This is a genomic window from Aureimonas flava, from assembly GCF_003583935.1.
In the GTDB taxonomy this organism is placed as follows: Bacteria; Pseudomonadota; Alphaproteobacteria; order Rhizobiales; family Rhizobiaceae; genus Aureimonas; species Aureimonas flava.
The window spans coordinates 73,614-86,140 of sequence record NZ_QYRN01000003.1; the positions used below are offsets into that span (position 1 = coordinate 73,614).

The following is a 12,527-nucleotide window of genomic DNA, read 5'->3' on the forward strand; positions in this document are numbered from 1 at the left end:
CACCCCCATGGCGATCATGACGCCCTACCAGATCGACGACGAGCGTTTCGAGGCGCTGACGCTGCTGAACGTCGAGCTGGAGATGGTGTTCGACGGCTGTCGCTGGGCGGAAGGGCCGGTGTGGTTCGGCGACGCCGGACACCTCGTCTGGAGCGACATCCCCAACGACCGGATGATGCGCCACATTCCCGACGTCGGCACGTCGGTGTTCCGGCAGGGCTCCAACCATTCCAACGGCAACACCCGCGACCGGCAGGGCCGGCTGATGTCCTGCGAGCACGGCACGCGGCGCGTGACGCGCACCGAGACCGACGGCTCGGTGACCGTGATCGCCGACCGGTTCGAGGGCAAGCGCCTGAACTCGCCGAACGACCTCGTGGTCCGCTCCGACGGCTCGATCTGGTTCACCGATCCGACCTACGGCATCATGGGCGACTACGAGGGGTTCCAGGCGGAGCCGGAGCAGTCGGCGCGCGGCGTCTACCGCGTCGACGGGGCGAGCGGGGCGATCACCCGCGTGGTGGACGACTTCCTCCAGCCCAACGGTCTCGCCTTCTCGCCCGACGAAAGCGTTCTCTACGTCGCCGATTCCGGCGCCAGCCATACGCACGGCGTGCCGACCCACATCCGGCGCTTCCGCGTGGAGGGCGACGCCCTGCGGGACGACGGGGTGTTCTGCCACATCGACGCCGGAGTGCCGGACGGCATCCGCGTCGACATGCGGGGAAACCTCTGGTCGAGCGCCGCCGACGGGGTCCACTGCTTCGCGCCGGACGGCACGCGCCTCGGCAAGATCCTCGTGCCGGAGGTGGTGGCGAACCTCTGCTTTGGCGGCCCGCGGCGCAACCGCCTCTTCATCACGGCGACGCGCTCGCTCTATGCAATCTATGTGGGCGCGAGGGGCTGCTGAAGCCCCCGCCTCACCTCACACGATGCCGAGGATGCCGTTGGCGCCCGAACTCTCGCCGAACAGCGCCAGGATCGGCGAGCTTTCGGTCGAGAAGTTGGCGACGTCGTAGAGCGTCGAGAACCGCAGGATGAACTTGTCGAGCTTCTTGGCGTCCTGGAAGTCGTCGAAGTTGATGCGCGACTCCAGGATCTTGGCCTGCGCCTCGATGTCCATGTTCGACATGCCGCTCGGCAGCCCGAGCGCGGTGCGAGCCACCTCGAAGAGCGCCTTGTCGCCGAGGATGCCGTAGGGCTCCGTCACGTCCGGCGCGACGCGCAGGAAGTACAGCGCCAGTCGAGCCCCCTCGCTGCTCTCGCCCGTCTGGGTCTCCATCGTCTGGAGCAGATACTTGTTCTGCGTCGACAGGAGCGCCGAACCGCTTTGGACGCCTTCGGTCTCGCGCTGGATGGTTCCGCTGGTCGTGAAGTTGAAGGCCGCCACCAGCTTCGTGAAACGCTTGTCGTTCTTGGCGTTGGCGAAGCTTTTCGGATCGGACAGATCGCTCGTGAAGAGCTTCCGCAGATCTGCGTTCGAGATCTTCTCGTCCTCAAGCCCGTAGGCCTTCAGCGCGTAGGCGACGACGTCCTTGTCGGCGATGAAATCGTCCAGCGACCGAATCTGGCCGACCGCCGTCAGGTAGTCCTCCGTGTCCTTCGCGATGAGGCTCTTCTTCGCGTCGCTGATGTCGGTTCCGAACGAGGCGGTGTAGAGCGTGCCCGTCGCGGTCTGGTTCGTGACCGACTGGGCCAGGCGCTGGGTCGAGGCCTTGCCGTCCGAGCCGAAGTTGAAGGCGGCCGCCAAGCGTTCGTAACGCTCGTCCTTGAGCTTGCTGACGTAGCTCGTCGGGTCGGACGGATCGCTCAGGAGCACCTGGCGGATCTTGGACGTCGATTCCGTGGTCGGATCGATGTCGAAAGCGGTCAGGATGTAGTTGAAGGCGGCCTTGCCGAACACGGCGTCCCGACCGATCAGGTCGTTGATGGACTTCATGTTCGAAAGGCGCACCGCGAAGGTGCTGATGCTCAGCTTGTCCCTGGTGGCGTCGGCCTTCTGGTAGTTGGAGAAGAAGGCGCTCTCCAGGGTGGAGAAGCTCGAGCCGGACGCGAACAGCGATCCGTCGATCGTGCCGTCCGAGTTGAAGCTGAAGGCCGCGTTGATCGCGGTCATGCTCTTCTTGCGCGCGATCTCGCCCGTGGTGCTCTGGGCCATCTGCGACAGCGCGTTCGGCTGGTTGTCGGACCGCGACGTCAGGATGTTCTGGACGAATGCGGAGGTCTCGCTGCCCGGCGACAGGCCGAAGGCGGTCAGGATGTAGTCGAGGACCTGATCGTCCGCCGCCAGCGCCTCGGCGGTCGGGTTCGCCTCGAGGAAGCTCTTCACATAGCTTGTCTTCAGCGCGGCGGCCTGGGAGCTCGTGCCCGAGCCCATCTCGTCGTAGTAGGTGGCCGAGATGTCGATCCGCGCCGCCTCGGTCTGGGCGGTGGTCGCGGGATCGGTGGTCGGCAGGGTTCCGTCCGCCTGGAACTGGAAACGGTCCTTGAGCTCCTGAAGCTGCGCGTCGCCCGACGAGGCGGCGCCCGTGGTCAGGGCGTCGGCGAGCAGCGCCTTCAGCGAGGCCTTGTCGGTCGTGTCCGGGTCGCGGCCCGCGACCTTCGCCACGACGCGGAACATGTCGGCGTCGTCGAGCAGGTCCGACACGGTGCGGACGTTGGCGATCTTGGCGGTATAGGCGTCGACGGTCTTGGCGACCACCGCGGCCGCGCGCAGGCGATGCTCGCTGTAGGCTTCGGTCAGGAGTTCGGTCTGGGCCGTGGTCTGGATCGCGGCCTCGGTGGAGGAGCCGAACTGGAAGGCGGCCGCGAACTCGCGGTAGCGCTTGTCCACCAGCTTGTTGGCAAAGCTCGTCGAGTCCGACAGGTCGCTTTCCAGCACCTTGCGCATCAGCCCGACGGACTGGGTCTGGTCCTCCAGGCCGTAGGCTTTCATCGCGTAGGCGTAGAGGCGATAGTTCTTCAGCAGGTCGTCGGTCGACTTCACCTTGCCGATGTTCGCCTTGTAGTAGTCCGACTCGCGCTGCACCGATGCCTGCTGCGAGATACGCGCCAGAGACTTGGTCAGGTCGTTGCTGTACAGGCGGTAGTTCAGCAGGGTCGAAAGCACGGCAACAGCCTCGTTCGGGCGCACGAGACCGGGCGCGGGACACGGGCTCCATGATCGTCGGTTATGATTAAACCGGCGTAAATGGGCCGGTCCTATTGGGTCTTCAGCACCTCGCCGCCGAGCTGGTTCTTCGGCAGGAAGTCGAACTGATCGACCATCATGTCTTCGACGACGGGCTTGCCGTACTTCGCGTTCACGTCGTCCTTGAGCGAGGCGAGCAAGGCCGGCAGGTCGTAGCGTTCCGGGTTCTTGAAGTCGAAGTTGGTGACCGCGTAGACCGACTTGAAGGCCTGATCGAGGATGATCGGATCGGGCGGCACGGCGAGACTTGCCGCCGTCTTGCCGTCGATCGTGTAGACGAAGCGGGCCAGGACATAACCCTGGATCGCGTTCTCGGCGATGATGGGAACCGCGATCGTGTCGGTCTTCTTGTAGTCGAGGCCTTCGAAATAGGTGGGCCCGGGTTCGGGCCCCGCCGGTTGCCCGGCCGCCATGTTGGCGACCGCATACCCGGTACCCAGCGTCACGAGGCAGACCCAGATGCCGATGCCGAGGATCTTGATCATCAGAATCGCTTGGCCCCGCTCCGGGGCGCGCCGTAGGTGCCGTCGGATTCGGCTTCGGCGATCGCCTGCGTGATGAGGCCGGCCACCTCGGCCGTGGCCTCCATGTGCAGCTCGAGAAGACGGCTGTTGTCGTCCAGGCGCTCGCGCAGCACGCTCAGCCGGCCGCGCAGGTCGCCGCTGACGCTCGCCGCGTCGATGCCGCGTCCGATGCGGGTGAGCTCCAGAAGGCTCTGGTTCTTACGGTGGCTGATGTCGCCCAAGCCCGAATGGTCGCCCGCGCGCAGCGCCATCATCTCCCCGGCGATGACGGCTTCGAGCCTGTTGATGGCCTGCATGAGAACCGCTTCCAATGCCTCTACCCTTTTTTCATGCGGGCGATCCGCCCTCGTGTCGATGACGGGGAGCCGTGTCCCCGTTCGTCAGGTCGTCTTCTGCGCGGTATCGGGAGCCTGCGCTCCGCCCCGCCCTTCCTCCTCCAGCATCTTCGCGATGCCGATCCCCCCGGACTTAGCCATCTCGTCGCCGATGCGCTCGGCGAGCATGGAGCGCCAGATGTTTCCGGCGGTGCCCGTTCCGAAGAACGACGTGTTCTGGCTGGGCAGCATGTTCTCGATGAAACTGCGCAGCACGAAGCTCTCGAACTTCTGGAGCGGATGAAGCTCGCCGCTGCGGGAGGTCTGATGGCGGAAGTGGACATCGTCGGTCCCGCCCTCGACCGCCGCAATCGCCCGCGCCACCGGCATCTCCTTCTCGAAGGCCTCGGCCTGCGCCGTGCCCTCGACCGTGCGCGACGCGGCCGGGGCGAGCGTCCGGTCCGTGCGCTCGGTGGCGAGCGACGCCGCGAGGGGGGAAACGGTCATGGATGCCAATCCTGAAGCTGGATCGCGGCACGACGCCGAGTTCGGCGCCGCGATTCGCTAAGGGAAGTTGTAAGCCAGGCTACTTATTCGAAACTTGCGGCCCGCGCGGCGAGGTGGTCTTCCAGGGCCAGCAGCAGCTCGGCGCGCTCCGCCTCGGCGCGCTCGGCGGCCTCCGCCTTGCCCGCGGCGCGCTCGACCCGCTTTTCGGTCGCCTGCGCCTTGCGCACCCGCTCCCTCGCGGCGGCCTCGCGCTCGCGCGTCTCGCGCAGGGTGAGGTCGTTGCGCCGGAGCGCGGCCGCCTTTCCCTCCAGGAAGAGGCCGTGCATCAGCGACTGCGAGCCCAGCGTTTCCAGAAGCTCGCGCTCGTTGTCCACGAGCCGGGCCTCCTCGCGCACCAGCTCGCCGAGGCGCCATTCCTCGAGCTGACGCATCTTCTCCTGCACGGCGCGCACGCGCGTCAGCCGCTCGGCCCGACTCTGAACGCTCATCCGTAGATAACCCAGTTGCGGAAGCCTTCGATGAACAGCGTGAGGTAGTCGCCGATCGAGAAGCCGAGGAGCACCAGCCCGCCCGCCAGAACGAAGGGCAGCGAGATGAAGTAGATCGGGATCTGCGGCGTCATCTTGTTGGCGAGGCCGACCGCGAAGTTGACGATCACCGCGTAGACCACGAACGGGCTGGCAATGCGAAGGCAGAGATGGAACGTCTCGTCCAGGTTGTCGACCAGCGCGGTGAGGCCGGTGCGGATGGAGAAGCCGAGCTCCACGGGCATGGCCCGGTAGGAGGCGAGAAGCGCATGGACGATCTCGGCATGCAGGTTCAGGGCGAAGATCAGCACCGTGGCGGTGAGCGTGATGAGCGACACCAGGGCCGGATCGGCCTCGTGCCCCTCGATGGGCACGCCGAGCGTCTGGCCCATGCCGATCGCGTTGGCGATGACGCTCCCCGAGAACTGCAGCGCGATCATGAAAACGCGGCCCAGGAGACCGATCAGGAGCCCGTTCAGCAGCTCGCCGAACATCATCGCGATGCGCAGGTCGTCGGACGCGCCGCGCACGAGCGGCATGATGTCGGGCAGAAGGCGGGGCGACACGGCGAAGGCGATCGCGACCGCCACGAACAGGCGGATCTGCGCGGGTATGCGCAAGGACGAGAATCCCGGCAGCACCATCAGACAGGCCCCGATCCGGCAGAAAACCAGGAAGGCCGATAGCACCAGGATCTCCGCCTCGGGGGTCACGAGATCGACCCGAGCGCCTTGATGTCCACGCCCCGCGCGATCTCCAGATGCGACAGGACCGGCAGGTTCACGAAGATGCGCTCGATCATCATGCGCACGTAGGGACGCGCGTCGGGCGAGGCCACGAGCACGAAGTTCTCGCCTTGGTCCGTCTTCTCGCGGATGATCTTGGATGCTTCGGTCGCGAACTGTTCCACCAGGCGCGGATCGATGTCGAACTCGACGACGTCGCCCTTGGTGTCGCGCTTGAGCGCCTGGTGGAAGGCGAGGTCCCACCGGTTGCCGAGGCGCAGCACGCCGAGCTGGCCGTTGTGCAGGAGATCGCCGCAGATCTGCTGCGCCATGCGGGTGCGCACGTGCTCCACGATCTTCTCCGAGCGCCGGACATGCGGCGCGATCTCGGCGATGGCTTCGAGGATCAGCGTCAGGTTGCGGATCGAGACGCGCTCGGCGAGGAGCAGCTTCAGCACTGCCTGGAGCCCCGAATAGCTCATGTGGGTCGGCACGATCTCCTCGATCAGGCGCTTGTATTCCGGCTCCAGCCGGTCGAGCAGCGAGCGCATGTCCTTGTACGACAGGAGATGGGCCAAGTTGTTGCGCATCACCTCGGACAGATGCGTCAGGATGATCGACAGCGTGTCGACGGGCTCGAAGCCCGCCCGGCGCGCCGACGAGGCGAAGGTCTCGGAGATCCAAGCCGCGCGAAGGCCGAATGCGGGTTCCTTGGTCAGGTCGTGCGGCATGTCGGGCGGCGGCGCGTCGCCCAGCACGATCAGGAGATCGCCGAGGCGCACCTCCTGCGTGGCGACCGTGGTTCCGTGCACCTTGATCGCATAGGCCTTGCCGCCGATCGACAGGTCGTCCGACAGCTTGATCTCGGGAATCACGAAGCCGTAGCGCGAGGCGAAGCGGCGGCGCATCTTGCCGACGCGGCTGGCCAGCTCGCCGCGCGCGAAGGACAGGTGCGCCGACACCTGCTTGCCGAGGACCAGCTCGACCTCGATGATGCGCAGGGATTCCTTGACCGACTGGCGCTCGGCCTCGATCGCCTGGGCCTCCTGCGCGCGCTTCTCGCCCTCCACCCTCTGCGCCTCCGTGGCGCGGCGACGTGGGATCACGTAGGCGACGACGCCCAGGACGACGCCGACCATCGCGAAGGGCAGGAACGGCAGCCCAGGCAGCAGCGACAGCACGAAGAGCAGCGAAGCGGCGACCATGAGCGCGCGCGGGTAGTGCCCGAGCTGCATCATGATCGCGCTTTCGGCCGCTCCCCGCGTGCCGCCCTTGGACACGAGCAGGCCGGCGGCGAGCGAGACCACGAGGGCGGGGATCTGCGTGACCAGACCGTCGCCGACCGACAGCTTCACGAAGACGTCGGCGGCGTGCGCGGCGTCCATGCCGTGGCGCGTCACGCCAATCACGATGCCGCCGAAGATGTTGACGGCGGTGATGATGAGGCCGGCGATCGCGTCGCCGCGAACGAATTTCGACGCACCGTCCATCGAGCCGAAGAAGGAGCTCTCCTCCTCCAGCTCGCGGCGGCGCGCCTGTGCCTGCTTCTCGTCGATCAGGCCGGCGGACAGGTCGGCGTCGATGGCCATCTGCTTGCCGGGGATGGCGTCCAGCGTGAAGCGGGCGCCGACTTCCGCGATACGCGTGGCGCCCTTGGTGATGACCAGGAAGTTGACGGTGATCAGGATGATGAAGACGACGATGCCGATCACGAAATCGCCGCCCATCACGAACTGCGAGAATCCGCCGATCACGTAGCCCGCCGCGTTGTGGCCCTCGTCGCCGTGGCTGAGGATGACCCGCGTCGTCGCGATGTTCAGCGACAGGCGCAGCATGGTGGCGAGGAGCAGGACGGTCGGGAAGGCCGAGAAGTCCAGCGGCTTCTCGATCCACAGCGCCACCATCAGGATCAGGATCGACAGGGCGATCGAGATGACCAGCCCCATGTCGATCAGGAAGGCGGGGATCGGGACGAAGAGGACCGCCAGGATGGCGACGATGCCGAGCGCGAAGCCGATGTCGCGCGAGCTCGCCTTGGGCGGCAGCGACGATGAGGGGATTTTCAGCGTATCGACGGCCATGCGCATCGGTCCTGGACGGCTTCCGGCGGCGGAGACGCGGGAAGCGGGATCGTTAACGCTTTCTTGCCAGCCCGGACTGGTGCAGGGCTGGCGGTGGTCCGGAACGACGAAGGCCCGCGCCTTGGAGGCGCGGGCCCGGTGGATGAGGTTCGATGCGCGCGAGGCGGCGGATCAGAACCCGTGCTCGATCCGCGAGAAGGTCTCCTGGGTGAAGGCGTAGACCTGCGCGCCCGTGAAGGAGGCGGTGAAGGCGATGATGACGAAGATCGCCAGGATCTTCGGCACGAAGGTCAGGGTCACTTCCTGGATCTGCGTGAGCGCCTGAAACAGGGCGATCACGATACCCACGAGCATGGCCCCGGCGACGGCCGGCCCGCAGCCGGTGACCACGGTCCAGATCGCCGACTGCACGATGTCGATGGCGTCCGCCTCGTTCATGCTACTCGACCTTGATGCCGGCTTCGAGAAGCACGAGCTTGCCGTCCTCCAGCGTCGCGATCGCGCCGTCCGAGGCGACCTGGATCGATTTCACGACGCCGGTGACGCTGCCGTCGCCGGTGGTCACGGTCCGCCCGATCAGGTTGTTCGCCTGGGTCAGCGTCGAGAGCGTGGTCATCGCCTCGAGCTTCTGGTTCAGCTTGATGGACTGCTCGACGTTCGAGAAGGACGCGAGCTGGCTCATCTGCTCGGTCGGGTCGGTCGGGTTGAGCGGGTCCTGGTTCTTCATCTGCGCGACCAGCAGCTTCAGGAAGGCGTCGTAGTCGAGCCCGGTCTTGACCTCGCTGCTGGTGCTGCTGGTGGTCGTCGCGGCGGTGCTCGAGACGCTCGAAACGGTGGTCATGGTTCAGCGTACTCCCACTGCGATCGCCGGGCGGGCGATCGACTTGAGGTCGGGCATGGGGATGGCGTCGCCCTTCAACACGATCTCCTCCAGCGGGATCAGCGAACGGAGGCGCTTCAGCCCCTCGAAGTTCCGCTCGCGCTGGACGAGGTCCACGACGTCCTGGATGCCGGACCGGATGTCCGGCGACGAGAACGCGGCGAGAAGCGAGGGATAGGTCCTGTCGAACAGTGCGCGGGCCTCGGCGGCGCCGGCCGGGTCGATCAGCATGAGCTGGATCACGAAGTAGAGCTGGCGCAGCGGGGTGGTCGCGTCGTCGGCCTGCATGACATGGCTTTCCAGGAGGAAGGTCACGTCGTTCATGAACTCGAGATGGGTCTTGCGGTCGACGCGCATCACCGCGCCGTTGACGAATATCCGCTCGCCGGCGCGCAGCGTGATCCGAAGCGTGGACATGCCTATTCTCCGAGCCCGTCGCGGATCATGGCGGTGATCTCGATCATCGCCGAGAAGTCGTCGCTGCGTCCGAGGCGGATCGCCTCGGCTTCGCGCATGATCCAGAGGCCGATCGAGATCAGCGCCGCGCGAAGCTCCTCGGGCAGGGTGTTCTCGGCGTTTGCCAGGTCTTCGACCAGCACGCTCCAGAGGCTGCGCGTCAGATAGATCGCCTCGACGGCCTCGCGCGACTTGGGACCGGCCGCCTGCGCGCGCTGGAGCGCGTCGACGGTGCGGTCGAGCGCCTCACGCTCCCGGTCGCGGGCCGTCGCGGAACTCTCCGAACTGACTTCCGCATAGGAAAACTGATACATGCTTCATGTCCCGTGAGGCTGGATCGCGGTGGGCGGCAGGAGGAGCGGCTGGATCGAGTGGGTCGTTACAGGTAGTTCAGAAGGCTCAGGTTCTGCAGCCGTCCGGTGACGGTGTAGGAAGCCTGCAACTGCGTCTCCAAGGCGGTCACGCGCAGCCCCGCCTCGGTCGCATCCACCCCCTCCAGGCGATCGATCGCGTTCTGGACGAGGGTCTTCTGCGTGGCCAGCGTGGTGTCGGCGAGCGACACACGATTGAGCCGCGTTCCGACCTGCGCTTCGAGGGCGGTGGTTCCGTCGATGCCCGCGTTGATCCGCGAGAGCGCGGCGTCGGCGACTTCCTTGCGAGCCGCGCTGCTCATGTTCTCGAGGCCGATGCTGTTCATCAGCGAGTATGCCGCGGCGATCTTGCGGAAGGCTGACGCGTCGGTGCTGAGCGAGGATTCGATCGTCTCGGTCTTGGAGATGCGCGAGACGATCGGCGTGTCCGACGCGTTCGACCAATCGGCCCAGCTCTCGTCGTCGAAGGAGTCGTCGAACTTGTATCCCAGCGGATGGCCGTCGGCCGACAGATAGCTCTTCAGATCCTCGGCCGAGATGGTCGCGGCCGTCACCGTGGTGCCCTTGTCGGCGCTCAGGGCATCGAGGAAGCCCTGAAAGTTCGCGGCGACCTTGCTGCTGGCGTCCTGCATCGGCGTCTGGTCGGTCTGCGCGCCGGCGAAAAGGAACTGCCCGGTGACGTTGACGTTCAGCGCGCCGATCATCGAGCTCAGCGCCGAAGCCGCCGTGTCCTGCGCCGACTTCACCGCCACCGAGTTGCCGACGTCGCTCGCCAGCGTCGTGAGCGTGGTCATCATGCTCTGCGCCGACGTTCGCACGCCGTCCAGCGTATCGCTCATCACCTCCAGGCGGCTCGTCACCAGCTTGTTGGAATCCAGCATCTTCTGAATGCTGGTTTCCTGCGAGTGATACTGCACCGCCTCGCCGCTCAGCCGCCCGAGCGTCAGCCCGACATCGGCGTAGCGACCCGAGCTCAGTTCGGTGTTGGCATCCTTCAGCTCCGTCTGGAGCCGCATGATGGTGGCGCGGGTGGCGGCGTTGAAGGAGAGCGAGGAAATGGACATGGCAAGCAAGGTCCGTCAGAAGGATTCGAGAAGCTGGGACAACATCTGGTCGACCGTCGAGATGATCTTCGCCGACGCCTGGTAGGAGCGTTCGAGCTCGATCAGGCGTGTCAGCTCGACATCGAGGTTGATGCCGGTCTCGCTGGAAAGCGTTTCGCTCGTCTTCGTCACCAGCGTCGACATGGAGGTGACGGACGTCGCCGCGGCCGATCGCTGTTCCTGGACCCAACCGACCGACGACGAAGCGTAGCCGGCTAGGCTGGTCAGGGGGTTGGCGCCGGAAGCGGTGGAGAAGGAGCGCGTCGCTTCCATCGCGGACGTGAGCGCCACGATGCGGTCGCTGTAGCCGGCAAGCTTGGTGGGGGAGCCGGGGTTGAAGTCGTAGCTGACGCCGTCGCGGATCATGGTCGGCGTCGTGGTCAGGCCGGAGGCCAGCGACAGGGTGGCGCTGAGACCGGCGTAGACGGGCTCGGCGGCCGGCGTTCCGGTGCCCGCCGCGACGCCGGCCGCCGCGAGGTTCGCTGAAAGCCCCGAGACGGAGAAGCCGATGCTGTCGCCGATGCCCGTCGCCGTCATCGACAGCGCCGTTCCGTCGCTGGCGACCGAGATCCGCCCTGCGCCCAGGGCGGTGCCGCCCGTCGTCTTGGCCTCGGCCACCAGGGTCTGGAGACACTGCGCGAAGGCGTCCGGCGTCGCCAGGTCATCGGCGGTCAGCGTACCGGACGCCTGGTAGGCAGTGCCCTCGTAGGTGACGGTGAAGGACACGTCCATGCTGCCGGAGAAGGCGGTCGTGTCGGTCAGGCTGCCGACCGCGACGGGTCCCGTCGTGGTGGAGAGGTCCTGCGTCGAGGTGAAGATGCCCGTCTTGGCGACGCCCGAACCGGTCGGGTCGAACTCGCTGAAGGCCGAGATCAGGCCGCGCGCGAGTTCGTCGAGCTGCGCGCCGTAGGTGTTGGCGATCTTGTCGCGCACGTCGGTCAGGCCGACGACCATGCCGCTCTTGACGGGCATGTAGGAGTTCGCGCCGGTGACGGCGACGCCGTCGATATAGAGCGCGTTGCCCTCCTCGCCGGGAACGAGCGAGCTCGTCGGCTGGAACGAGACGGTGCGCGCGTTGGTCTCGAGGAGCGTGACGCCGGAATCGGTGTAGAGCACCATGTCGTTGCCGGCGCGGATGTTGGCGTTGACGCCGACATACTGCGACAGCTCGGTGACCAGACGGTCGCGCTGATCGGTCTGGTCGGTGACGTCGTTGCCCTTCGCCGTGCCGGAGACGATCTGCCGGTTGACCGACTCGAGCTCGCCGAGGATCCGGTTCATGTCGGACGCCGCGGTCGCCAGCTTGGTGTCGGCGTCGCGGCGGAGCGTGGCGACCGTATCGGCACTGGAGCGGATCGTCGTCACCAGATCCTGCGCGGACTGGACGGCGCTACGGGCCAGATCGTAGTTGCCCGGCGTATTGGCGAGGGTCGAGAGCGCGTCGTTGAGCGCGGCGATCTTGGCCTGCGGGGACTCGGTGGAGTCCGTGTCGCCGAGGATCTCGTTCAGCCGCGAGTAGGCGTCCGAATGGGCCACGGACACCTGGAGCTTCGAGGTCGCATCCAGCATGTTGCGGAACAGGACGGAATTCGACGCCTGGCTGATCGAGGTGACGGTGACCGTTCCCGCGGAACCGGAGACCACGTTGGCGATCTTGCGGGTCGCCCCCGCCGTGTTGACGTTCGCGATGTTGCTCGACACGACTTGCGTCTGAAGCTGCGACGCGGCCAGCGACGATTTGGCAGTGTTCAACGCGGCGGAAAGCGACATGGGAACGTTCCGGGAGGACGGGAGTAACGAGGTTGTCGGCGGCGCGCCGCGACGGGGCGGCGCGCACGACCATCAGGGC

14 protein-coding genes are annotated in these 12,527 nt (G+C 66.4%); 1 reads left to right on the forward strand and 13 read right to left on the reverse strand.

Annotated elements, in window-relative coordinates; genetic code table 11:
• Positions 1-7 precede the first annotated feature (7 nt).
• Positions 8-910, forward strand: a complete 903-nt coding sequence (locus D3218_RS05975) for an SMP-30/gluconolactonase/LRE family protein (RefSeq protein ID WP_119539010.1) — start codon at positions 8-10, stop codon at positions 908-910.
• 15 nt (positions 911-925) lie between these two features.
• Here D3218_RS05975 and D3218_RS05980 read toward each other — a convergent pair whose 3' ends face one another.
• From D3218_RS05980 to flgK, 13 genes are all read right to left on the reverse strand, one after another.
• Positions 926-3,109: a DUF1217 domain-containing protein gene (locus D3218_RS05980; protein ID WP_119539011.1), complete on the reverse strand. Its 2,184-nt coding sequence runs from the start codon at positions 3,107-3,109 to the stop codon at positions 926-928.
• Positions 3,110-3,201: 92 nt separating this feature from the next.
• Complete coding sequence (locus tag D3218_RS05985) at positions 3,202-3,675, reverse strand: hypothetical protein (RefSeq protein WP_119539012.1); 474 nt, start codon at positions 3,673-3,675, stop codon at positions 3,202-3,204.
• Positions 3,675-4,010, reverse strand: a complete 336-nt coding sequence (locus D3218_RS05990; RefSeq protein ID WP_119539013.1) for a flagellar protein FlgN — start codon at positions 4,008-4,010, stop codon at positions 3,675-3,677. Before D3218_RS05990 ends, D3218_RS05985 begins: the two co-directional genes overlap by 1 nt.
• 84 nt (positions 4,011-4,094) lie before the next feature.
• On the reverse strand, positions 4,095-4,535 hold the full coding sequence (locus tag D3218_RS05995) for a rod-binding protein (protein WP_119539014.1): 441 nt from the start codon (positions 4,533-4,535) through the stop codon (positions 4,095-4,097).
• Positions 4,536-4,618: 83 nt separating this feature from the next.
• Positions 4,619-5,023 carry a hypothetical protein gene (locus D3218_RS19640; RefSeq protein ID WP_168990422.1) on the reverse strand — a complete coding sequence of 135 codons (405 nt, stop codon included), beginning with the start codon at positions 5,021-5,023 and terminating at the stop codon, positions 4,619-4,621.
• Positions 5,020-5,775 (reverse strand): flagellar biosynthetic protein FliR, encoded by a 756-nt coding sequence (locus D3218_RS06005; protein ID WP_119539016.1) that lies wholly within the window; start codon positions 5,773-5,775, stop codon positions 5,020-5,022. Before D3218_RS06005 ends, D3218_RS19640 begins: the two co-directional genes overlap by 4 nt.
• Positions 5,772-7,868: a flagellar biosynthesis protein FlhA gene (gene flhA / locus D3218_RS06010; protein WP_119539307.1), complete on the reverse strand. Its 2,097-nt coding sequence runs from the start codon at positions 7,866-7,868 to the stop codon at positions 5,772-5,774. The genes D3218_RS06005 and flhA overlap by 4 nt, the downstream gene beginning before the upstream one ends.
• A 171-nt stretch (positions 7,869-8,039) precedes the next feature.
• Positions 8,040-8,306 carry a flagellar biosynthesis protein FliQ gene (gene fliQ / locus D3218_RS06015; RefSeq protein ID WP_119539017.1) on the reverse strand — a complete coding sequence of 89 codons (267 nt, stop codon included), beginning with the start codon at positions 8,304-8,306 and terminating at the stop codon, positions 8,040-8,042.
• A 1-nt stretch (position 8,307) separates the two neighbouring features.
• Entirely contained in the window at positions 8,308-8,709 is a 402-nt protein-coding gene (flgD, locus tag D3218_RS19935; protein WP_119539018.1) for a flagellar hook assembly protein FlgD, read from the reverse strand.
• A 3-nt stretch (positions 8,710-8,712) separates the two neighbouring features.
• Positions 8,713-9,165 (reverse strand): flagellar biosynthesis repressor FlbT, encoded by a 453-nt coding sequence (gene flbT, locus D3218_RS19940; RefSeq protein ID WP_119539019.1) that lies wholly within the window; start codon positions 9,163-9,165, stop codon positions 8,713-8,715.
• Positions 9,166-9,167: 2 nt separating this feature from the next.
• A complete protein-coding gene (gene flaF, locus D3218_RS06030; protein ID WP_119539020.1) occupies positions 9,168-9,518 on the reverse strand; it encodes a flagellar biosynthesis regulator FlaF in 351 nt (116 codons plus the stop codon).
• 65 nt (positions 9,519-9,583) lie between these two features.
• Positions 9,584-10,639 carry a flagellar hook-associated family protein gene (locus D3218_RS06035; protein ID WP_119539021.1) on the reverse strand — a complete coding sequence of 352 codons (1,056 nt, stop codon included), beginning with the start codon at positions 10,637-10,639 and terminating at the stop codon, positions 9,584-9,586.
• Between the two features lie 15 nt (positions 10,640-10,654).
• Positions 10,655-12,448, reverse strand: coding sequence for a flagellar hook-associated protein FlgK (gene flgK / locus D3218_RS06040; RefSeq protein ID WP_119539022.1), 1,794 nt, complete (start codon positions 12,446-12,448; stop codon positions 10,655-10,657).
• Between the last annotated feature and the right edge of the window lie 79 nt (positions 12,449-12,527).

Excerpts from the sequence above, each read along its gene's own strand:
- D3218_RS06035 (WP_119539021.1), bottom strand. The coding sequence starts at position 10,639 with ATGTCCATTTCCTCGCTCTCCTTCAACGCCGCCACCCGCGCCACCATC.
- flbT (WP_119539019.1), bottom strand. The coding sequence starts at position 9,165 with ATGTCCACGCTTCGGATCACGCTGCGCGCCGGCGAGCGGATATTCGTC.
- D3218_RS05975 (WP_119539010.1), top strand. The coding sequence starts at position 8 with ATGGCGATCATGACGCCCTACCAGATCGACGACGAGCGTTTCGAGGCG.
- flhA (WP_119539307.1), bottom strand. The coding sequence starts at position 7,868 with ATGGCCGTCGATACGCTGAAAATCCCCTCATCGTCGCTGCCGCCCAAG.
- D3218_RS19640 (WP_168990422.1), bottom strand. The coding sequence starts at position 5,023 with ATGAGCGTTCAGAGTCGGGCCGAGCGGCTGACGCGCGTGCGCGCCGTG.
- D3218_RS05985 (WP_119539012.1), bottom strand. The coding sequence starts at position 3,675 with ATGATCAAGATCCTCGGCATCGGCATCTGGGTCTGCCTCGTGACGCTG.
- flaF (WP_119539020.1), bottom strand. The coding sequence starts at position 9,518 with ATGTATCAGTTTTCCTATGCGGAAGTCAGTTCGGAGAGTTCCGCGACG.
- D3218_RS05990 (WP_119539013.1), bottom strand. The coding sequence starts at position 4,010 with ATGCAGGCCATCAACAGGCTCGAAGCCGTCATCGCCGGGGAGATGATG.
- flgK (WP_119539022.1), bottom strand. The coding sequence starts at position 12,448 with ATGTCGCTTTCCGCCGCGTTGAACACTGCCAAATCGTCGCTGGCCGCG.
- fliQ (WP_119539017.1), bottom strand. The coding sequence starts at position 8,306 with ATGAACGAGGCGGACGCCATCGACATCGTGCAGTCGGCGATCTGGACC.
- flgD (WP_119539018.1), bottom strand. The coding sequence starts at position 8,709 with ATGACCACCGTTTCGAGCGTCTCGAGCACCGCCGCGACGACCACCAGC.
- D3218_RS05995 (WP_119539014.1), bottom strand. The coding sequence starts at position 4,535 with ATGACCGTTTCCCCCCTCGCGGCGTCGCTCGCCACCGAGCGCACGGAC.